This is a genomic window from Streptomyces sp. HNM0645 (assembly GCF_030056615.1).
Classification (GTDB): domain Bacteria; phylum Actinomycetota; class Actinomycetes; order Streptomycetales; family Streptomycetaceae; genus Streptomyces; species Streptomyces marianii.
This window is the reverse complement of the sequence record NZ_JASHLT010000007.1, coordinates 165586-185421: the sequence shown is the minus strand read 5'-3', so window position 1 is coordinate 185421 and position 19836 is coordinate 165586. Positions and strand designations below refer to the sequence as shown.

Annotated in this window: 16 protein-coding genes and 1 riboswitch; of the genes, 4 read left to right on the top strand and 12 right to left on the bottom strand. The window is 72.5% G+C overall.

Going from position 1 to position 19836, the window contains the following annotated elements:
• Nucleotides 1-59: 59 nt before the first annotated feature.
• The 3 genes from QMZ92_RS06750 to glyA all read right to left on the bottom strand — a co-directional run bounded on the left by QMZ92_RS06750 (nucleotide 60) and on the right by glyA (nucleotide 3675).
• Nucleotides 60-647 carry a 2'-5' RNA ligase family protein gene (locus QMZ92_RS06750; RefSeq protein WP_283296285.1) on the bottom strand — a complete coding sequence of 196 codons (588 nt, stop codon included), beginning with the start codon at nucleotides 645-647 and terminating at the stop codon, nucleotides 60-62.
• A 109-nt stretch (nucleotides 648-756) separates the two neighbouring features.
• A complete protein-coding gene (gene trpS, locus QMZ92_RS06745; protein ID WP_283296284.1) occupies nucleotides 757-1770 on the bottom strand; it encodes a tryptophan--tRNA ligase in 1014 nt (337 codons plus the stop codon).
• Between the two features lie 627 nt (nucleotides 1771-2397).
• Nucleotides 2398-3675, bottom strand: coding sequence for a serine hydroxymethyltransferase (gene glyA, locus QMZ92_RS06740; protein ID WP_283296283.1), 1278 nt, complete (start codon nucleotides 3673-3675; stop codon nucleotides 2398-2400).
• Nucleotides 3676-3705: 30 nt separating this feature from the next.
• A riboswitch (ZMP/ZTP riboswitch) is annotated at nucleotides 3706-3796 on the bottom strand.
• A gap of 211 nt (nucleotides 3797-4007) precedes the next feature.
• On the opposite strand from glyA, the gene rocD reads away from it, so the two are divergent.
• Nucleotides 4008-5216 carry an ornithine--oxo-acid transaminase gene (gene rocD / locus QMZ92_RS06735; protein WP_283296282.1) on the top strand — a complete coding sequence of 403 codons (1209 nt, stop codon included), beginning with the start codon at nucleotides 4008-4010 and terminating at the stop codon, nucleotides 5214-5216.
• Between the two features lie 192 nt (nucleotides 5217-5408).
• Here rocD and QMZ92_RS06730 read toward each other — a convergent pair whose 3' ends face one another.
• Together QMZ92_RS06730 and QMZ92_RS06725 are read right to left on the bottom strand one after the other, a co-directional pair.
• Entirely contained in the window at nucleotides 5409-6617 is a 1209-nt protein-coding gene (locus QMZ92_RS06730) for a glutathionylspermidine synthase family protein (RefSeq protein ID WP_283296281.1), read from the bottom strand.
• 13 nt (nucleotides 6618-6630) lie between these two features.
• Complete coding sequence (locus QMZ92_RS06725) at nucleotides 6631-6909, bottom strand: hypothetical protein (protein WP_283296280.1); 279 nt, start codon at nucleotides 6907-6909, stop codon at nucleotides 6631-6633.
• Nucleotides 6910-7045: 136 nt separating this feature from the next.
• Here QMZ92_RS06725 and QMZ92_RS06720 point away from each other — a divergent pair, with 136 nt between their 5' ends.
• Nucleotides 7046-7924 (top strand): DMT family protein, encoded by an 879-nt coding sequence (locus QMZ92_RS06720; protein WP_283296322.1) that lies wholly within the window; start codon nucleotides 7046-7048, stop codon nucleotides 7922-7924.
• Between the two features lie 185 nt (nucleotides 7925-8109).
• Here the strand turns inward: QMZ92_RS06720 and pdxR are convergent, their stop codons facing one another.
• Nucleotides 8110-9546, bottom strand: a complete 1437-nt coding sequence (gene pdxR, locus QMZ92_RS06715; RefSeq protein ID WP_283296279.1) for a MocR-like pyridoxine biosynthesis transcription factor PdxR — start codon at nucleotides 9544-9546, stop codon at nucleotides 8110-8112.
• A 47-nt stretch (nucleotides 9547-9593) separates the two neighbouring features.
• Here pdxR and QMZ92_RS06710 point away from each other — a divergent pair, with 47 nt between their 5' ends.
• Together QMZ92_RS06710 and QMZ92_RS06705 are read left to right on the top strand one after the other, a co-directional pair.
• On the top strand, nucleotides 9594-10091 hold the full coding sequence (locus QMZ92_RS06710) for a carboxymuconolactone decarboxylase family protein (protein ID WP_283296278.1): 498 nt from the start codon (nucleotides 9594-9596) through the stop codon (nucleotides 10089-10091).
• A gap of 8 nt (nucleotides 10092-10099) precedes the next feature.
• Nucleotides 10100-10813 carry an isocitrate lyase/phosphoenolpyruvate mutase family protein gene (locus QMZ92_RS06705; protein WP_502962003.1) on the top strand — a complete coding sequence of 238 codons (714 nt, stop codon included), beginning with the start codon at nucleotides 10100-10102 and terminating at the stop codon, nucleotides 10811-10813.
• Nucleotides 10814-10992: 179 nt separating this feature from the next.
• Here QMZ92_RS06705 and QMZ92_RS06700 read toward each other — a convergent pair whose 3' ends face one another.
• The 6 genes from QMZ92_RS06700 to QMZ92_RS06675 all read right to left on the bottom strand — a co-directional run bounded on the left by QMZ92_RS06700 (nucleotide 10993) and on the right by QMZ92_RS06675 (nucleotide 19804).
• On the bottom strand, nucleotides 10993-11955 hold the full coding sequence (locus tag QMZ92_RS06700) for an ABC transporter substrate-binding protein (RefSeq protein WP_283296277.1): 963 nt from the start codon (nucleotides 11953-11955) through the stop codon (nucleotides 10993-10995).
• Between the two features lie 35 nt (nucleotides 11956-11990).
• The gene (locus QMZ92_RS06695; RefSeq protein WP_283296276.1) at nucleotides 11991-13958 is read right to left on the bottom strand and encodes an ABC transporter permease; all 1968 of its coding nucleotides are present in this window, start codon (nucleotides 13956-13958) and stop codon (nucleotides 11991-11993) included.
• Nucleotides 13959-14025: 67 nt separating this feature from the next.
• A complete protein-coding gene (locus QMZ92_RS06690; protein ID WP_283296275.1) occupies nucleotides 14026-15150 on the bottom strand; it encodes a quaternary amine ABC transporter ATP-binding protein in 1125 nt (374 codons plus the stop codon).
• Nucleotides 15147-16688, bottom strand: a complete 1542-nt coding sequence (locus QMZ92_RS06685) for a GMC family oxidoreductase (RefSeq protein WP_283296274.1) — start codon at nucleotides 16686-16688, stop codon at nucleotides 15147-15149. The genes QMZ92_RS06690 and QMZ92_RS06685 overlap by 4 nt, the downstream gene beginning before the upstream one ends.
• Nucleotides 16689-16715: 27 nt before the next feature.
• Nucleotides 16716-18197, bottom strand: coding sequence for an aldehyde dehydrogenase family protein (locus QMZ92_RS06680; protein WP_283296273.1), 1482 nt, complete (start codon nucleotides 18195-18197; stop codon nucleotides 16716-16718).
• A gap of 617 nt (nucleotides 18198-18814) precedes the next feature.
• The gene (locus QMZ92_RS06675; protein ID WP_283296272.1) at nucleotides 18815-19804 is read right to left on the bottom strand and encodes a malate dehydrogenase; all 990 of its coding nucleotides are present in this window, start codon (nucleotides 19802-19804) and stop codon (nucleotides 18815-18817) included.
• Nucleotides 19805-19836 lie beyond the last annotated feature (32 nt).

The following is a 19836-nucleotide window of genomic DNA, read 5'->3' as shown; positions in this document are numbered from 1 at the left end:
CTTCGTCCGCGCCGCGCCGCCCCGCCCCCGCGGTCATCGGGAGCGCGGCGGCTGCGGGATCACTGGCGCGTCGGGGCCGGTGCGTCGACCGGGGCGCCCTGCGGCGGGACACCCGGCGCGGAGCCACCGCCGAACGCGTACTCGCGCAACTTGCGCCACACCCCGTCCGCACCCTGTTCGTAGAGGGCGAAGGAGGTGCAGGTCCACGCGGCCTCGTAGCCGGCCAGTTCCTCGTACGCCCGGTCCATCGCCTCCTCGGCGATGCCGTGGGCGACGGTCACATGCGGGTGGTACGGCCACTGCAGCTCGCGCACGAGCGGTCCCGAATCGTCGCGCACCCGCTGCTGGAGCAGGGTGCAGTCCGCCGCGCCCTCGACCACCTTGACGAACACCACGGGCGACAGCGGGCGGAACGTGCCCGTGCCGGACAGCCGCATGGGGAACGCCCGGCCGACCGCCGCGACCCTCGTCAGATGCGCCTCGACCTCGGGCAGCACCGACTCGTCGGCCTCGGTGGGCGGAAGCAGGGTCACGTGCGTGGGGATGCCGTGCGCGGCGGGATCCCCGAAGCCCGCGCGCCGCTCCTGGAGCAGGCTGCCGTAGGGCTCCGGGACCGCGATCGAAACGCCGAGCGTTACGGTCCCCACGTGTTCTCCTCATCCGGGTTCTGGGTCGTCTGCGATGGCGCCAGTGTGACGCCTGCGGCCGTGGTCCCGCCAGGGCCCTTGGCTCCGGTGCCCGGCGGAACCGCCGTCCTCAGTGCTTGGCGGGCAGGAATCCCACCCGGTCGTACGTCTGCGCGAGGGTCTCCGCGGCCACCGCACGGGCCTTCTCCGCGCCCTTGGCCAGCAGCGAGTCCAGCGTCTCCGGGTCGTCCAGGAACTCCTGGGTGCGCGCCCGGAAGGGGGTGACGAAGTCGACCATGACCTCGGCGAGGTCGGTCTTGAGCGCGCCGTAGCCCTTGCCCTCGTACCGCTGCTCCAGCTCCGCGACACTGGTGCCGGTGAGGGTGGACAGGATCGTGAGCAGGTTGCTCACGCCGGGCTTCTCGGCCGGGTCGAAGCGGATCACCGTGTCGGTGTCGGTGACGGCGCTCTTGACCTTCTTCGCGGTCGCCTTCGGCTCGTCGAGCAGATTGATCAGGCCCTTGGGGGTGGACGCCGACTTGCTCATCTTGATCTGCGGGTCCTGCAGGTCGTAGATCTTCGCCGTCTCCTTCAGGATGTACGGCTCGGGGAGCGTGAAGGTCCGTCCGAATCGGCCGTTGAACCGCTCGGCGAGATCGCGGGTGAGCTCGATGTGCTGCCGCTGGTCCTCACCGACCGGCACCTGGTCCGCCTGGTACAGCAGGATGTCGGCGACCTGGAGGATCGGGTACGTGAAGAGGCCGACGGTGGCCCGGTCGGCGCCCTGCTTGGCGGACTTGTCCTTGAACTGCGTCATGCGCGAGGCCTCGCCGAAGCCGGTGAGGCAGTTCATCACCCAGCCGAGCTGGGCGTGCTCGGGCACATGGCTCTGGACGAACAGCGTGCAGCGCTCCGGGTCGAGGCCCGCGGCGAGCAGCTGGGCGGCGGCCAGACGGGTGTTGGCGCGCAACTCGGCCGGGTCCTGCGGGACCGTGATCGCGTGCAGGTCGACCACCATGTAGAAGGCGTCGTGGGTCTCCTGCAGGGCGACCCACTGTCGTACCGCGCCGAGATAGTTGCCGAGGTGGAACGAGCCGGCGGTGGGCTGGATTCCCGAGAGCACACGAGGACGTTCAGAGGCCATGCTCAGCATTGTCTCAGGTGGCGCGGACAGGTCGGGAACCGATCGGCGGTGCGCGGTGCATCGTGGGTGCGGGCGGGAGGACACCCCGGAGGGCACTCCGGCCCTCGTCGACGGGGCAGGGGCGATCGCGCGCGTACGTTCCGAAGCCGGGGCGCATGCGCGGCCGGGGCACGCGGACACCGGTGGCGCCGCGCGCGGCGGTGGCCCGCGGCGCCGGCTCCGACGCGGAGGACGCGGTGCCGTCCGCCTTCTTCGGGGCGTACCGGCCGCCGACCGGTTCCGGACGGCGCGGCCTGCCGGCCGTGGCTGCCTCGGATCGGGGTCGGTGAGACGAGGAACACAGTGCGGTCGGCCGTGCGGATGCGGGAGCCCGCCGGGCGGGGAGCGCGGCGGCCGGGCGGCCGGAGCCGCCGGTACCGGACGCGGCCGGCCCGGCTGCCGCGGCGGATCCGGACCACGCGCCTCCGCGCCGCCCGACCGCCCATGGACGCCCGCACCCGCCCGGACCGGCGCGAGGACGGCCGCACCGACCGCGCCACGCCCGACCGGGGCGGGGACGACCGCGCAGGGGCGCGGGGCGGGGCGGAGGGGAGGGGATGCGACGGGGACGCGGGAGCGACCGTCGGGTCAGGCCGGCAGGCCGGGTGCGGGGAAGGCCGACATCAGGTCGCGGACCTCGGCCCGGATCGCGGCCAGGGCGTCCTCGTCTCCCTTGCGGGCGGCGGCCACCCCGCGGTCGATCCAGTCCGCGACGGCCGGCATGTGCTCCGTGGTGAGGCCGCGGGACGTCAGGGAAGGGGTGCCGATGCGGATGCCGGAGGGGTCGAAGGGCTTCCGCGGGTCGTAGGGGACGGTGTTGTAGTTGACCACGATCCCCGCCCGGTCCAGGGCCTGTGCCGCGACCTTCCCCGGAACGTCCCTGGACGTGAGGTCCATCAGCACCAGGTGGTTGTCGGTGCCCCCGGAGACCAGCTCGAAGCCGCGGGCGACCAGGGCCTCGGCGAGGACCTCGGCGTTGGCGACGACGGCGTGGGCGTAGTCGCGGAAGGAGGGCTGGGCCGCCTCGTGCAGGGCGACGGCGATGGCGGCGGTGGTCTGGTTGTGCGGACCGCCCTGGAGGCCGGGGAAGACGGCCTTGTCGATGGCCTTGGCGTGCTCCTCGCGGGACATCAGCATGGCGCCCCGCGGGCCGCGCAGCGTCTTGTGCGTGGTCGTGGAGATCACGTCGGCGTGCGGGACCGGCGAGGGGTGGGCGCCACCGGCGATCAGGCCGGCGATGTGCGCGACGTCGGCGACGAGGACGGCGCCCGCCTCGCGGGCGATCTCCCCGAACGCGGCGAAGTCGATGGTGCGCGGCAGGGCGGTGCCGCCGCAGAAGATGACCTTCGGCCGTTCCTCGAGGGCGAGTTCACGCACCTCGTCGAGGTCGATGCGGCCGGTGTCCCGCCGGACGCCGTATTGGACGCCCCGGAACCACGTGCCGGTGGCCGAGACGCCCCAGCCGTGGGTGAGGTGGCCGCCCATGGGGAGGGCCATGCCCATCACGGTGTCGCCGGGCTCGGCGAAGGCGAGGTAGACGGCCAGATTGGCCGGGGAGCCGGAGTAGGGCTGGACGTTGGCGTGCTCGACGCCGAAGAGGGACCTCGCGCGGGCGACGGCGAGCCGCTCGACCCGGTCGATGTTCTGCTGGCCCTCGTAGTAGCGGCGCCCCGGGTAACCCTCGCTGTACTTGTTCTGCAGGACGGTGCCGGAGGCCTCCAGCACCGCCCGGGAGACGTAGTTCTCGCTGGGGATGAGCCGCAGGGTGTCGGCCTGCAGACGCTCCTCGGCCCCCACGAGCGCGGCCAGTTCGGGATCGGCTGCGGTGAGCGCGGGATGGCGGGCGGGCGTGGCGGGAGCGGGCATGGCGTCCTCCGGACAGATGGCGGGTGCGTCCGGGGGTGCCCAGGCGGGCGGCACCTCGCAGGTTCTGCCGCACACGGCTTCCCCGCGGTTCGTTCCGCGTACGCCAGTCGCCGTGCGTACCGTCCACCCTACTGGTGGTGGCCCCGGGGCACGGCCACGGGTTCACGAACGCCGGGGAAACGGGAAGGTCTCCGGCGGACCGCACCGGAAGCCCGATGTTTCTTCATACAGTGGGCGAGCGACGATAGAAAAGGGAGGCACGCAGCCCGACCCCGGTCCGATCGGGCGACCACGCCGCAGTGGACCCACGCCGCCGTACGAACGGAGACCCCGTGTCTGCAACGGAGAGAGCCATCGCCTCCGCGGAGGCGCACAGCGCCCACAACTACCACCCCCTGCCCGTCGTGGTCGCGACGGCGGACGGTGCGTGGATGACGGACGTCGAGGGGCGCCGCTTCCTCGACATGCTCGCCGGGTACTCGGCGCTCAACTTCGGCCATGGCAACCGGCGCCTGATCGACGCCGCGAAGGCCCAGCTGGAGCGGGTGACGCTGACCTCTCGGGCGTTCCACCACGACCGGTTCGCCGACTTCTGCACCCAGCTCGCGGAGCTGTGCGGCATGGAGATGGTGCTGCCCATGAACACCGGGGCGGAAGCGGTCGAGACCGCCGTGAAGACGGCCCGCAAGTGGGGCTACAAGGTCAAGGGCGTCCCGCCCGGCCAGGCGAAGATCGTCGTCGCGGCGAACAACTTCCACGGCCGCACGACGACGATCATCAGCTTCTCCACGGACGCGGAGGCCCGGGCCGACTTCGGTCCGTACACGCCGGGCTTCGAGATCGTGCCGTACGGCGACCTCACCGCCCTGCAGGCCGCGTGCAGCGCGAACACGGTGGCGGTGCTGCTGGAGCCGATCCAGGGCGAGGCCGGGGTGCTGGTGCCGCCGGCCGGCTACCTCGCCGGGGTACGGGAGCTGACCCGCGAGCGAAACGTCCTGTTCATCGCCGACGAGATCCAGTCCGGTCTGGGCCGCACCGGACGGACGTTCGCCTGCGAACACGAGGGTGTCGTCCCCGACATGTACGTCCTCGGCAAGGCCCTCGGGGGCGGTGTCGTGCCCGTGTCGGCGGTGGTGTCCTCCTCCGAGGTCCTCGGGGTCTACCGGCCCGGCGAGCACGGCTCGACCTTCGGCGGCAATCCGCTGGCTTGCGCGGTGGCGCTGGAGGTGGTCACGATGCTGCGCACCGGCGAGTTCCAGCAGCGGGCGAGCGAACTGGGCGACCATCTGCACCAAGAACTCGGGCTGCTGGTGGGCGGCGGCGCGGTGGAGGCGGTGCGCGGGCGCGGGCTGTGGGCCGGTGTCGACATCGCCCCCTCGCACGGCACGGGCCGGGAGATCTCCGAGAAGCTCATGGACCGCGGTGTCCTGGTCAAGGACACGCACGGCTCGACGATCCGGATCGCGCCGCCGCTCGTGATCAGCAAGGAGGACCTGGACTGGGGCCTCGACCAGCTTCGCTCGGTGCTGGCGGGCCAGTGAGCGGGACGCGGGAGCGAGGTCCGGGAGGCGGCGTGGCCTGACCGGGACGTGATCGACGGGCGGTGGCCCCGGGCCGGCAGGGCCCGGGGCCACCGCCTCGTCCGAGCGGCGCCTTCGCCCACGCCCAGACGGCTCCGCCCGGCGGGGGATTCCGCCCGTCGGAGGAACCCGCCCGGCCGGCGCTTCCTCCCGTCAGAGGATCACATGCGGCAGGAAGCGGGCGTACTCGTCCGTGACCAGCCCGGCGGACTCGCGGATGCCGAGTCCGGCCGCCTCGTTCTCGACGACCCAGGCACCGAGCACCACGCGGTTCCCCCCACCGGAGCCGTCGCCCTCGGGCGCCGTCAGATCGGGGAGCGGAGCCAACTGCTGGTAGCAGCAGGGCTCGTCGCGCACCCCGGGCGCCGTTCCCGGCTCGTGGACCGTGATGCCCGAGCCCTCGCGGCCCAGGAGCGGTTTGGCGACCCAGCCGGTGGAGGCGGCGAGTTCGCGCGGGCCGTCGAGATAGGCGGGCAGCAGGTTCGGATGCCCGGGGTAGAGCTCCCACAGCACCGCGAGCAGCGCTTTGTTGGAGAGCAGCATCTTCCAGGCGGGTTCGATCCAGCAGGTGCTGCCGGTGCCGCCGCCGTTGTCCAGGGTGTCCAGGACGTGCGGGCCGAAGCGGTCCGTCGTCAGCCACTCCCAGGGATACAGCTTGAAGCAGCTGCGGATGAAGCGGAGCCGCTCGTCCACGAAACGGCCCGCCAGCCGGTCCCAGCCGATCTGCTCCACGGACAGTGCCTCGGTGGTCAGCCCGGCCTGCTGGGCGGTCTCGCGCAGATACGCGACCGTCATCAGGTCCTCGCCCAGTTCGTCGCCGTCGGAGTGCACGAAGTGCAGCGGGCCGGGCGGCAGCAGCGGGGCCTGCCGCCTCCAGGCGTCGACCAGGCGCTCGTGCAGCGAGTTCCACTGGTCGGCACCCGGGAAACGGTCCTCCATCCAGAACCACTGGGGGCTGGCCGCCTCCACCAGCGACGTGGGGGTGTCGGCGTTGTACTCCAGCATCTTGGCTGGCCCGGAGCCGTCGTAACGAAGGTCGAACCGCCCGTACAGGGAGGGGAGTTCGGCGCGCCGCTGCCAGGACTCGGCGACGAGGCGCGCCAGCCGGGGGTCGGTGATGCCGAGGTCCGCGAAGCGGTCGTGCGCCACGATGTGGGCCGCGGCGTCGAGACACATGGCGTGCAGTTCCTCGACGACCTCCTCCAGCGCCTCGACCTCCGCCAGCGAGAACGCGTAGTAGGCGCTCTCGTCCCAGTACGGCCGCAGTGAACCGTCCGGATAGCGGGTGAGGGGGTAGACGAGACCCTGCTCCTCCACGATCCGCTGCCAGCCGCTGCGGGGTTCGACGGTGTGTCGCTCCATGCCGCCGGACCGCTCAGCCGCCGCCGGAGCCGGAGCAGCCGAAGCCGCCGCGCTCCACTACGGCCCTGTCGAAACTGCCGCCCGACACCCTGCCGTTGGACTTGCTGCCGCCGTAGTAGTAGGTGCCGCTTCCGCTGCTCTTGTCGTCGCACTCGTAGCTCGGCAGCACCTCGCGGGTGACGGGGTCGACGCAGCGCCTGTCGGGCTCCGAACCGCACGACGTGATCGCCGTCGCGAGCACTCCCATACCGCCGAGCACCACCGTGCTCGACCTCAGCCTGCGACGTGCCATCCTCCGGGCCTCCCCCTCGGCGTTCGGACGTTTCCAGCCGGACGACCGGCCGCCGGACAGACTAGAGGGCGCCTCCGGAAGTCCGTAACCGGGTCCGCGAACCCTCCACGTCTAGAGTCGTTTTGTGATCTTTGGAATGCTCTGCGCCCTGGGTTCGTCGGTCTGCTACGGCACGGCCACCGTCCTCCAGGCCGTGGCGGCCCGGGCGGCAGCCGGCCAGGACGAGGGGGCGTCCCGCGCGGGGGTGGACGCCGCACTGTTCGTGCGCGCGGTGCGCCAGTGGCGCTACCTCGTCGGACTCGCCCTCGACGGGGCGGGCTTCGCGCTGCAGATCGTGGCGCTGCTGCTGATCCCCATCTACGCGGTCGGCGCGGCGATGGCGGCGAGTCTGGCCGTGACCGCGGTACTGGCCACGCGCGTGCTGGCGGTGCGGCTGAGCCGGACGGAGTGGACGGCTGTCGTCGTGGTCTGCGCGGGGCTCGCGATGCTGGGGCTCGCCTCGGGGCCGGAAGGCAGGGCGTCCGCACCGCCCTGGCTGGAATGGGCACTGCTCGGCACGGGAGCCGGCGTCCTGCTGTGCGGCGCCGCCGCCGGCCGGCTGCCCGGCCGTTCGCGCGCGCTGGCGCTGGGGGTGTGCGCGGGGCTCGGCTTCGGGGTACCGGAAGTGGCGGTCCGACTGCTGGAGCAGCCCTCGCTCACCGATCCGGCGCTGTACGCGCTGCTGCTCGGCGGCGCGGCGGCGTTCCTGCTGCTCACTTCGGCGTTCGCACACGGCTCCGTCACCACGGCCACGGCGGGGATGGTCCTCACGGAGACCATCGCCCCGGCCGCCGTGGGCGTGGTCTGGCTGGGTGACCGCACCCGCGAGGGCCTGGCCTGGCTCGCGGTCCTGGGCTTCGCCGTCTCCGTGGCCGGCGCGCTGACGCTGGCCCGCTTCGGCGAGCTCCCGGCCGCGGCGTCGCCGTCCCGCACCTCCGGCGGCCTGCCCGGCGACCGCGACCGCGACCGCGACTGACCCGGCCCCGGGCGATCAGGAGGCCCGGCACCCGGCCGTGCGGCAGGGGCGTCAGGACATCCGTCCGGATTCAGGCGGTCAGGCTCTCCACCGGGTCCTTCCGGTGCGCCGGCCGGCGGTCCGACCGGGCCGGGCGGTCGCGCCCGGGTCCTGCGCCTGAAAGCCCGTCAGGGGCGTCAGCGGTGTCAGGGAAGCACCCGGCACAACGCGTCCAGTGCCCCCGACCACGCGCTGTCCGCCGGGGTGCCGTAGCCGACGACGAGAGCGTCCGGGCCCGGTGGGGCGGCCGGGTGCCGGAAGCGGCCGAGGCCCTCCACGGCGAGGCCCTGCCAGACGGCGGCCTGGACGATCGCGCGTTCGGTGCCCGGCGGGAGTTCCAGCACCGCGTGCATCCCGGCCGCGATGCCGCTCACCCGGATGCCCGGAGCGCGTTCCGCGAGCGCGTCGACGAGCTGGTCGCGGCGGCGGCGGTAGCGCAGCCGCATGGCCCGCACATGGCGGTCGTAGGCACCGGAGGAGATGAACTCGGCCAGGGTCAGCTGGTCGAGCGAGCCCGAGGACCAGTCCGACACCCCCTTCGCGGCGGCCACGTAGCCCACCAGTGCCTCGGGTAGGACCATCCACGCCAGCCGCAACCCCGGCGCCAGGGACTTGCTCGCCGTACCGAGGTACACGACCCGCTCGGGGTCCAGTCCCTGGAGGGCGCCGATGGGCTGGCGGTCGTAGCGGAACTCCCCGTCGTAGTCGTCCTCCAGGATCAGTCCACCCGTGCCGCACGCCCAGTCGACCACGGCGGTGCGCCGGTCCGGTGGCAGTGCGACCCCCATGGGGAACTGGTGCGCGGGCGTCAGCAGGACCGCTCCCGCGCCCTTGGAGGAGACGAGATCGCCGGTGCGGGTGCCGCGTTCGTCGAAGCGCAGCGGGGACAGCCGCAGGCCGGCGTCGGTCAGCCGCTCCCAGTGGATGTCGAGCCCATACGCCTCGACCGCCACCTCCGTCACCCGGCCCCTGAGGCCGGCCGACGGCGCGCCGGCCCGCAGCACCGAGCCGAGCAGCATCAGACCGTGGACGTAACCCGAGCAGATCACGATGCGCTCCGGGTCGGCGTAGACGCCACGGGCCCGGGCCAGGTAGTCGGCGAGGACGGTGCGCAGTTCCACGCGACCGCGCGGATCGCCGTAGCCGAAGGCCTCGTGCGGGGCGGCCGTGATCGCACGACGGGCCGCCCTGAGCCACTCGGCGCGCGGGAACGACGCCAGGTCCGGCGATCCGGGCATCAGGCTGTACGCGGGGCGGCCGCGCGCCGGTCCTGGGCGCGGCGGCGAAGGTGCCGGCCTGCTCGGGGCGGCGCGCCGGGCCACCCTCGTGCCCGAGCCCTGCCGGGCGGTGAGCCATCCCTCGGCGACGAGTTCCGCGTAGGCCTCGGCGACGGTGTTGCGGGCGATGCCGAGGTCGGCGGCGAGCGTCCGCGAGGACGGCAGCCGGGTGCCGGGGGCGAGCCTGCCGCTGCGGACGGCGTCCCGCAGGGCGTCCATCAGCCCGGTCCGCAGGCCGGTGCCGCGCAGCTCGACATGGAGGTCGGCGCCCGCGCCGGATCGAAAAGTGGCCCAGTCGTTCGTCATGGAAATGGACCATAGCGATGTGCCATGTTCCGCGTACCGTCGACGGCATGACTGAGACCGACAACGACTTCAACCACGAGCACAGCCCGCGCATGAAGTGGGCCGAGCACGCTCCCGAGGTGTACAAGGCCATGGTCGGGCTGGACGCGGCCGCCCGGCGTGGGGTCGACCCCACGCTGCTGGAGCTGGTGAAGATCCGCGCGTCCCAGCTCAACCACTGCGCCTTCTGCCTCGACATGCACACCAAGGACGCCCTCGCGGCGGGCGAGTCGGTGGACCGGATCATCCAGCTGAGCGCCTGGGAGGAGTCGCGGCACTTCTACACGGCGCGGGAGATCGCGGCGATCGAGCTGACGGACGCCGTGACGGTACTGACGGACGGGTTCGTCCCGGACGAGGTGTACGAGAGGGCCGCGAAGCACTTCGAAGAGGCGGAGCTGGCGCAGCTGATCGCGGCGATCGCCGTCATCAACACGTGGAACCGCTTCGCCGTGACGACGCGGATGGCGCCCGGCCACTACACGCCCGGCCAGTACAAGCGCTGAGTGCCGCGATGTCCGTGGACGACTTCCGCGACCTGCACCACGGACGGGCACCCGAGGACCCTCTGGTCCGGTCCGGACCGTGGGACGCGGCCCGCGCACGGGTCTTCGCCGAAGCGGGCTTCCCCGCGCCGGCCACGCCCAGCGCGGGCGTGGCCGCGTCACTGGGGACGAGGACGGGCGGACGCCGCCGGGCGGGATGCTCGCGGCGGTCGCCCCGATCGTCCGGGCCGTGGACGTCCCCGTCTCCTCGGACGTGGAGACGGGGTACGGCCTGCCGGTGCGGGAACTCGTGGCGCGTCCTGGGGACCGGCGCCGTAGGGATCGATCTGGAGGACTCCGGGCCCGGCGGGACGCTCGTGGACCCGCGGCGACGGGCGGACCGCCCGGCGGAGGTCCGGGCGGAGGCGGGCGACGCGCTGTTCGTCCACGCGCGCGTCGACATGTTCCTGCGCGGGGTGCCCGGCCCCGGGGCCGCGATCGAGCGGGCACAGCCGTGCGTGGCGGCGGGAGCGGACTGCGTCCATCCGATCGCCGCTCCGGCGGACGCGCCGGCGCGGCTGCGCCGGGAGGTCACGGGCCCGATCAACGCCGTGAAGTCACCCGGCGGCCCGGGCGTCCCGGCCCTGGGGCGTACGGGAGCCACCCGTGTCACCTTCGGCCCCGGCTTCCTCCCGCGGACGCTCGACGTACTGAGCGAGCGCGCGGCGGAGCTGCGCGGCTGACCGCCGGCGCGCGCACGAGCGGAAACGCCCGGCACGGTCCGCCCCGAGCCGGCCGGTCCCGCGCCTCACCGGGCGGGACCGGAGCGCGGCCGGGCGCGGTGCCCGGCCCTGACGTGCAGGGGCCGCGCACCGCGCCCGGGGCCCGGCCGACGCGGCCCGAGGGCCCCGTCGGTTCCGCGTCACTTCTTGGGGAGCCACGCCTTCCAGGTGGCCTCGTTCTCCTTGACCCACTTCTCGGCCGCGGCCTCCGGCGACATCTTCTCGCCGGCGATCATCAGCGCGACCTCGTTCTGCTGCTCGGTCGTCCACTTGAAGTTCTTCAGGAACTCGGCGGCCTCGCCGCCCTCCTTCGCGAAGTCCGCGTTGAGGAACTTCTGCAGCGGTGTGTTCGGGTAGGCGCACGCGACCTTCTCCGGGTCGGCGTCGCAGCCCTCCTTGTACTCCGGCAGCTTGACCTCGACCATGTCGATCTGGGCGTTCAGCCACTGCGGGGTCCACCAGTACGTGATGAAGGGCTTCTTGGCCGCCGCGTACTTCTTGATGGCGGTGATCTGCGCGGCCTCGGAGCCCGCGTACTTGGTCTTCAGGTTCAGCTTCAGGTTCTTGATGATCGCGTCGTCGTTGGTGACGTAGTCCGGCGAGCCCTCGAGCAGTTCGCCCTTGTCGCCGCTCTCCGCGGTCCTGAACTCCTTGGCGTACTTGTTGAGGTTCTTCCAGTCCGTCACATCGGGGTTCTCGTCCGCGAAGTACTTGGGGACGAACCAGCCGATGTGCCCGGTGACGCCGAGGTCGCCGCCCTTGACGACGGTCTTCTTCGTGTCGACGTACTGCTTCTCCTCCTTGGGGTGGCCCCAGTCCTCGAGGATCGCGTCGATGTCGCCCTTGGAGAGCGCGTCCCAGGCGAGGACCTCGCCCATCTGCTGGGTCTTGACCTTGTAGCCGAGCTCCTTCTCGAGGATCTGCTTGGCCACGGCGACGTTCGCCTGGGCACCGACCCAGGACGGCACGGTCAGCTTGACGGTCTTGTCGCCGCCGGCCGTGTTGCTCTTACCGGTCTCGGCGGCTCCGCAGGCGGTGAGGGAGAGGACGCCGAGGGCTCCGGCAACGGCCACGGCGGTACGGAAGGTTCTTACGGTGCGCATGGTGCTCCTGTCGAGTGTTCTGAGAGGGGGTGGGGTCAACGGGGGGTGCGGGAGGTCCGCTGGGTGACACGGTCCAGGACGAACCCGAGACAGACGATCGCGATTCCGGCGGTCATGCCGAGGCCCATCTCGCCCCGGGACAGGCCCTTGATCACGTCGTAGCCGAGCGCGCCTCCACCGACGAGCCCGCCGACCACGACCACGGCGAGCACCAGCACCACGCCCTGGTTGACGGCGAGCTGCAGTGCGGGACGGGCCAGCGGCAGCTGGACGCCGAGGAGCTGCTGGCGCGTGGAGGCACCGAGCGAGCGGGACGCCTCCACGGCGGCCGGGTCGACCTCGCGCAGGCCCTGGGTGGTGATGCGCACGACGGCGGGCAGCGCGTACACGACGGCCGCGACGATCGCCGAGGTGCGGGTGGCGCCGAAGAGCGCGACGACCGGGATGAGGTACACGAACTGCGGCATCGTCTGCATGGCGTCCAGCAGCGGCCGCACCCATCGTTCCAGGCGTTTGGCGCGGGCGCACAGCACGCCCGCGAGGAAGCCGAGCACCAGTGTGAGCACCAGCGCGGCCAGCACCTGCGAGAGCGTGTTCAGGGACTTGGCCCAGACGCCGAGCACGCCGATGGCAGCCATCGCCGCGGTCGCGGTGACCGCGGAGACCCAGTCCCCGACGAGCCAGGCCGCGGCGGCCACCAGCAGCAGGACGGACCACCAGGGCAGCCAGACCAGTCCGTCCCGCAGGGGGTTGAGGACCCACAGCGTGAACTCGCGCGCCCAGACCTCGGTGAAGGTCAGGTTCGTGGTGATCCACTCCTGCGCCTTGTTGACGGGCGTGGAGATGTCGTACGTCCAGGTGTCGGGCCAGGTCGTGGTGCGCACGGCCGCCGCGGCGGCCACCGCGGCCGCCACCAGTGCCCAGGCCCGGCCGCCGTGCAGCCAGCTCCCGGCGGCGCCCGGTGTGCCGGTGCCGTCGCCCGCGGCCGCCGTCGTGCGGTCCAGCCAGACCGCGATCAGCACGATCGGCAGCCCCGCGGCGAACGCCTTGCCGACGTCCGTGGTCGCCAGTGCCGAGTACACCTCCTCGCCGAGACCGCCGGCGCCGACGAGCGCGGCGATGACCACCATGGACAGCGCCATCATGATCGTCTGGTTGAGGCCGAGGAGCATCTGCCTGCGGGCGAGCGGCAGTCGCGCGGTCCACAGGCGCTGCCGGCCGTTCGCGCCGAGCGACACGGACGCCTCCAGCGCCGCCGGGTCGGCCCCGCGCAGTCCGAGCGCGGTGAGCCGGGCCATCGGCGGGGCGGCGTAGATGACGGTGCAGAACAGCGCGGCGGGCGTCCCCGTACCGAAGACGAGCACGAACGGCAGGAGGTACGCGAAGGCCGGCATCACCTGCATGGTGTCCAGCACCGGGCGCAGGGCCCGGTCCACCCGGTCGGAGAGACCCGCGGCGAGACCGATCAGCGCGCCCAGCACGGCCGCGATCGCGACGGACACCACCATCAGCGCGATGGTGAGCAGCGTCGCGTCCCACATCCCGAGCAGTCCGCAGACGGCGAACGCACCGAACGCGGTCAGCGCGACGCGCAGCCCCCGCCGGCCCAGTCCGGCCGACCGCCAGGCGACGAGTACGGCGGCGGCCATGACACCGAGCCAGCCGAGGGCGTCGAGCCCCTGGTAGACCCCGTTGACGGCGTCCGTGGCGGTGTTGGACAGGTGCAGCAGGAAGTACAGGAAGAGCGGGTGGGTGTCGCGGTTGTCGACGACCCACTCGTTGGCCGCGTCGAGCGGCCCGGATATGTCGGCGGTCAGCCCGGCGGGCCAGCCACCGCCGCCGAGCAGGACGGCGCCGAGCACGAGGAGCGCGGCGAGCACGCCGCCGCCCGCGAGCAGCTTGCGACGGCGCCGTACGGCGTCGCGCAGGCCGCCGGACTCCCCGGTCCGTGCCTCGCCCGCGGTGGGGCCCGCCTTGGAGACGGTGGTGACGGTGGCGCTCACCGGCCCCACCTCCCGGTGCCGGCGGCGGGTTCGCGCGCGGGGCGGCACCCCGCGTGGACGGCCTCTCTCATGCCGCCACCCCCTGCGCCGGAACGCCCGCGACGACCGCGAGAAGCGCGGCGTGGTCCACCACGCCCAGGCAGCGTCCGCCCTCGACCACGCGGACGGGGCCACCGGAGCGGGCGACCGCCTCGATCGCCTCGGAGACCGTCGCGCCCGGAGCGACCGCGGGCAGGTGCTCGGCCCCGGCCGGGTCGTCTGCGGGGCGCATGGCCGTGCGGACGGTCATGACCTGCTCGCGCGGTACGTCGCGGACGAAGTCCCGTACGTAGTCGTCGGCGGGCGAGCCGACGATCTCCTCGGGGGTGCCGAGCTGGACGATGCGCCCGTCCCGCATCAGGGCGATCCGGTCGCCGAGGCGCAGCGCCTCGTTCAGGTCGTGGGTGATGAAGACCATCGTGCGGCCCTCCTCGCGGTGCAGCCGGATCACCTCCTCCTGCATGTCGCGGCGGATCAGGGGGTCGAGCGCGCTGAACGGCTCGTCGAAGAGCAGCACCTCGGGGTCGACGGCGAGGGCGCGGGCGAGGCCGACGCGCTGCTGCTGACCGCCGGAGAGCTGTCCCGGACGGCGTTCCTCCAGCCCGCCGAGGCCGACCTTGGCGACGACCTCGGCGGCCTTGGCGCGCCGTTCGGCCTTGCCCATGCCCTGGATCTCCAGCCCGTAGGCGACGTTGTCGAGGACGGTGCGGTGCGGCAGCAGGCCGAAGTGCTGGAAGACCATGGAGGCGCGGTGCCGGCGCAGCTCGCGCAGGCGTGTCTTGTCCATCGAGAGCACGTCCTCGCCGTCGATGGAGATCGAGCCGGAGGTGGGTTCGATCAGCCGGGTCAGCGTGCGCACGAGCGTGGACTTGCCGGAGCCGGAGAGGCCCATGACGACGAAGACCTCGCCCTTGCGCACGTCGAAGCCGACATCCCGGACGGCGGCCGTGCAGCCTGTGCGCTCGCGCAGCTCGGCGGGGCTCAGCCCGGCGAGCTCGGCCGAAGCGGGCACGCGGTCGGCCTTGGGACCGAACACCTTCCACAGGCCGCGCACCTCGAACACGGGCGGTTCCGGGTGCACCGCGCCGTTGTCGCCGGCGGTGCCGCCGGCCTCGGTGCCGGTGTCGGTCGTTTCCTTGGTGTCGCCGTTCATCGTGCCTCACTTCCCGTCGGCGTCAGCAGATCCGCACATTTCTCGCCGACCATCAGCACCCCGATCATCGGGTTGACGGCCGGCATGGTCGGGAAGACGGACGCGTCGGCGATCCGGATTCCTTCGAGCCCTCTGACCTTCAGGTCCGGGGTGACCACGGCCAGTTCGTCGGCGTGGGAGCCCATCCGGCAGGTGCCGGCCGGGTGGTAGACCGTGTGCGCGACCTTGCGCGCGTACTCGCTCAGCTCCTCGTCGCCGGTGACCTCCGGCCCCGGGCAGACCTCCCGCTTCAGCCAGCCGGCCAGCGGTTCGGACTTCGCGATCTCCCGGGCGATCCGGATGCCGTCGACCAGGGTCCGCCCGTCGTAGTCGTCCTCGTCGGTGAAGTACCGGAAGTCCAGCGCGGGCTTGACCTCGGGGTCCGCGCTGGTCAGGTAGAGGCGGCCGCGGCTGCGCGGTTTGGGGATGTTGGGCGTCATCGACACGCCGTGCGCGGGCCGTTCGTAGCCCAGCCGCTCCGGGTTGTCCGTGAACGGGATCTGGTAGAAGTGGAACATCAGGTCGGGGCCGCGCTCGTCGTCGTCGCGGCGCACGAACAGACCGGCGTCCGAGTCCATCGCCGAGTTCTCCGGGATCGGCCCGTGGGTCTCCCAGACGATCACCGACTCGGGGTGGTCGAGCAGGTTCTCACCGACACCCGGCAGATCGTGGACCACGGGGATGCCGAGGGCCTCCAGATCGCCCTTGGGCCCGATGCCGGAGTGCATCAGCAGCCGCGGGGTGTCCACGGCCCCGGCGCAGACGATCACCTCGTGCCGTGCCCGGACCAGCCGCTCCTCGCCGTCCCCGGTGCGGACGTGCACACCGCGGGCCCGGGTGCCGTCCAGCTCCAGCCGGTACGCCCAGGTCTCCAGCAGCAGGGTGAGGTTGGACCGTTCGTCCATCACCGGGTGGAGGTAGGCCACCGACGCCGACGAACGCTTGTTGTTCTCGGGGTGGTACGCGAGGTCGAAGAATCCGACGCCCTCGTGGAACGGCTTCTTGTTGAAGCCCTCGACGCGCGGTACGCCGAGCGCCGACTGGGCCGCCTCCACGAAGTCCCGGGCGATGGCGTTGCGGTCGGCCTCGTCGACCGGGACGACGTTGTTGAGCAACTTGCCGAAGTACGGGTCCATCGCTGCGGCGTCCCAGCCGTCCGCCCCTGCCTCGGCCCATTCGTCCCAGTCGGACGGCAGCGGCTTGAACGCGATCAGCGTGTTGTGCGAGGAGCAGCCGCCGAGCACCCGGGCGCGGCTGTGCCGGATGTGGGAGTTGCCGCGCGGCTGCTCGGTGGTGGGGTAGTCGTAGTCGAGTTCCCCGCCGAGGAGGCCCATCCAGCGGCGCAGGGTGAGGACGTCCTCGCGGTCCACGTCGCTCGGGCCGCCCTCGATGACGGCCACGGTGACATCCGGGTCCTCCGTCAGGCGGGAGGCGATCACCGATCCTGCGGTGCCGCCCCCGACGACGACATAGTCGTACTCGTAGTCGTGCTCGGTCATGGTGGTGGTTGCTCCTGCTCGCCGTGGTCAGCCCGCGAACCAGCGCACGGGGCGCGGGGCGAGGTTCTGATAGATGTGCTTGGTCTCGCGGTACTCGGCGAGCCCGGCCGGGCCGAGCTCCCGGCCGATGCCGGACTTGCCGAATCCGCCCCACTCCGCCTGAGGCAGGTACGGGTGGAAGTCGTTGATCCAGACGGTGCCGTGGCGCAGCCGTGCGGCCACCCGCCGGGCCCGTCCGGCGTCGCCGCTCCAGACGCCGCCGGCGAGCCCGTACTCGGTGTCGTTGGCGAGCGCGACGGCCTCGTCCTCGGTACGGAAGGTCTCGACGGTGAGGACCGGGCCGAAGACCTCCTCACGCACGACGCGCATGGTGCGGTCGCAGCGGTCGAGGACGGTCGGCCGGTAGAAGTACCCGGGCCCGTCGGGGCGCTTGCCGCCGGCGCGCAGCACCGCCCCCTCGGCGAGTGCGGAGGCCACGTACTCCTCGGTCTTCGCCAGCTGCTGCGCGGAGACGAGCGGTCCGCACTCGACGCCGTCGTCCGTGCCGCGGCCGAGCCGGATCAGTTCGGCTCGGCGGGCGAGCTCGGCGACGAAACGGTCGCGGAGGGACTCCTCGACGATGAGGCGGGAGCCGGCGGAGCAGACCTGGCCGCTGTGGATGAACGCGGCGTTCAGCGCCTGGTCGACGGCGGTGTCGAAGCCCTCGTCGTCCGCGCAGGCGTCGGCGAACACCACGTTGGGGTTCTTGCCGCCGAGCTCCAGGGCGACCTTCTTGACGCTGTCCGCGGCGGCCCGCATGACCTTGGTGCCGCTGGCGAGCCCGCCGGTGAAGGAGACGAGGTCGACGTCGGGGTGCTCCGCGAGGCGGGCGCCGACCGGGTCGCCGGGGCCGGTGACGAGGTTGGCGACGCCGTCCGGGAGCCCGGCCTCCGACAGCAGCCGGATCAGCGCGACGGTGCTCAGCGGGGTGATCTCGCTCGGCTTGACGACGAAGGTGTTGCCGGCCGCCAGGGCGGGCGCGATCTTCCAGCTCGCCTGCAGCAGCGGGTAGTTCCACGGCGTGATCAGACCGCACACGCCGACCGGCTCGTGCACGACCACGCTGTGGACGTCCGGCGAGCCGGCGTCCACGACGCGGCCGTTCTCGTTGACGACGAGGTCGGCGAAGTAGCGGAAGGCGTCGGCGACGCAGTCGACGTCGACGCGGCCTTCCTCCACGGTCTTTCCGGCGTCGCGGCTCTCCAGCCGCCCGAGTTCCTCGCGGTCCCGCTCCAGCAGTCCGGCGACCCGGCGCAGCAGCGCCGCCCGCTCGGCCACCGGCGTACGGGGCCACTCCCCCTCGTCGAACGCCTGGCGCGCGGCGGCGATCGCGGCATCGGTGTCCTCGGCCCCGCCTTCCGCCACGACCGCGAAGGGCGTGGCGTCAGCGGGGTCGAGGATCTCGCGCGTGGCGCCGGAGACGGCTTTGCGCCATTCCCCGGCCACGTGGATGGTCAGTTGTGCCGACACGTCGCGTTTGGCCTTCCATTCCCGTTATGTCTCTCACCAGCAAGGACTGGCGAGCGGATCGCCTGCCCCGGAGGGCGGAAAGCATGCGCGACGGGTGGCCGGAAGTAACGCGTGTCACTCTCCGGGGCAGATCTCCGTCCGGCTCGTCACGGACGGTGAGTCGGGGTGCCGGGAGGGCAACGCCCGGTGGACGCGCACCCGCACCCACGGATCGGGCCGCCTCCAACCGCTCTTGACTTCCGTCAAATCGGGAGGAGACTGTTCTTTACACCAGAAAACCGCAGAGAGCCGCACTCCCTCGGAAGAGACGTCTTGCCGACGGGCGTGACCCCCTCGGCTCTGGCTAGGCCCCCGGCGAGAAGAGCGAGGACCAGCGGGACCGGCGACGACCGGTCCGCAGGAAATCGTCCGGATCACCGGGGACTGTTCTGTTCCGGGGCCTGCTCCCGGGCCGGCTGCCGCTTCCGGATGACCGCCGGCCGCCGAGCACACGCTGCCGCCGCCCGACGCCGCGGCCCACGTGCGGGGCCGGCCCGGCACGGACGGCAACGGAAAACGCCTGTGGGGCGCCGCGCGATCGCGCGGCGCCCCACAGGCGCTCGACCGGGTACCGGACGTCAGATGAGACCGAGGCCGCGGACCGCCTCGCGCTCCTCCTCCAGTTCCTTCACCGACGCGTCGATGCGGGTGCGGGAGAACTCGTTGATGTCCAGGCCCTGGACGATCTCGTACGTGCCTCCCTTGCAGGTGACCGGGAAGGAGGAGATCAGACCCTCCGGGACGCCGTAGGAACCGTCCGACGGGATGCCCATGGAGGTCCAGTCGCCCTCGGCCGTGCCGTTCACCCAGGTGTGGATGTGGTCGATCGCGGCGTTCGCGGCGGAGGCGGCCGAGGAGGCACCACGGGCCTCGATGATCGCGGCACCGCGCTTGGCGACGGTCGGGATGAAGGTGTCCGCCAGCCATGCCTGGTCGTCGATGACCTCCGCGGCGTTCTTGCCCGCGATCTCCGCGTGGAAGACGTCCGGGTACTGGGTCGCGGAGTGGTTGCCCCAGATGGTGAGGCGCTTGATCTCGGAGACCGGGGCACCGGTCTTGGCGGCCAGCTGCGACAGCGCGCGGTTGTGGTCGAGGCGGGTCATCGCGGTGAAGCGCTCGGCCGGCACGTCCGGGGCGGCGGCCTGCGCGATGAGCGCGTTCGTGTTGGCCGGGTTGCCCACGACGAGAACCTTGATGTCGTCCGCGGCACGGTCGTTGATGGCCTTGCCCTGCGGCTTGAAGATGCCGCCGTTGGCCTCCAGCAGGTCACCGCGCTCCATGCCCTTGGTGCGCGGCCGGGCGCCGACGAGCAGCGCCACGTTGGCACCGTCGAAGGCGACGTTCGGGTCGTCGGTGATGTCGATGCCCTGCAGCAGCGGGAAGGCGCAGTCGTCGAGCTCCATCGCCGTGCCCTCGGCGGCCTTCAGCCCCTGCGGGATCTCGAGGAGGCGGAGCCTGACCGGCACGTCCGCGCCGAGCAGTTGGCCCGAGGCGATGCGGAAGAGCAGCGCGTAGCCGATCTGGCCGGCGGCGCCGGTGACGGTGACATTCACGGGAGTGCGGGTCATGGCGATCTCCGTAAGACAGCTGGCGGTGGGGC

What these genes read in the sequence shown, in the direction of transcription:
- trpS (WP_283296284.1), bottom strand. Translation starts at nt 1,770, where the DNA reads ATGGCCTCTGAACGTCCTCGTGTGCTCTCGGGAATCCAGCCCACCGCC.
- glyA (WP_283296283.1), bottom strand. Translation starts at nt 3,675, where the DNA reads ATGCCCGCTCCCGCCACGCCCGCCCGCCATCCCGCGCTCACCGCAGCC.
- QMZ92_RS06730 (WP_283296281.1), bottom strand. Translation starts at nt 6,617, where the DNA reads ATGGAGCGACACACCGTCGAACCCCGCAGCGGCTGGCAGCGGATCGTG.
- QMZ92_RS06725 (WP_283296280.1), bottom strand. Translation starts at nt 6,909, where the DNA reads ATGGCACGTCGCAGGCTGAGGTCGAGCACGGTGGTGCTCGGCGGTATG.
- QMZ92_RS06720 (WP_283296322.1), top strand. Translation starts at nt 7,046, where the DNA reads ATGCTCTGCGCCCTGGGTTCGTCGGTCTGCTACGGCACGGCCACCGTC.
- pdxR (WP_283296279.1), bottom strand. Translation starts at nt 9,546, where the DNA reads ATGACGAACGACTGGGCCACTTTTCGATCCGGCGCGGGCGCCGACCTC.
- QMZ92_RS06710 (WP_283296278.1), top strand. Translation starts at nt 9,594, where the DNA reads ATGACTGAGACCGACAACGACTTCAACCACGAGCACAGCCCGCGCATG.
- QMZ92_RS06705 (WP_502962003.1), top strand. Translation starts at nt 10,100, where the DNA reads ATGTCCGTGGACGACTTCCGCGACCTGCACCACGGACGGGCACCCGAG.
- QMZ92_RS06700 (WP_283296277.1), bottom strand. Translation starts at nt 11,955, where the DNA reads ATGCGCACCGTAAGAACCTTCCGTACCGCCGTGGCCGTTGCCGGAGCC.
- QMZ92_RS06690 (WP_283296275.1), bottom strand. Translation starts at nt 15,150, where the DNA reads ATGAACGGCGACACCAAGGAAACGACCGACACCGGCACCGAGGCCGGC.
- QMZ92_RS06685 (WP_283296274.1), bottom strand. Translation starts at nt 16,688, where the DNA reads ATGACCGAGCACGACTACGAGTACGACTATGTCGTCGTCGGGGGCGGC.
- QMZ92_RS06675 (WP_283296272.1), bottom strand. Translation starts at nt 19,804, where the DNA reads ATGACCCGCACTCCCGTGAATGTCACCGTCACCGGCGCCGCCGGCCAG.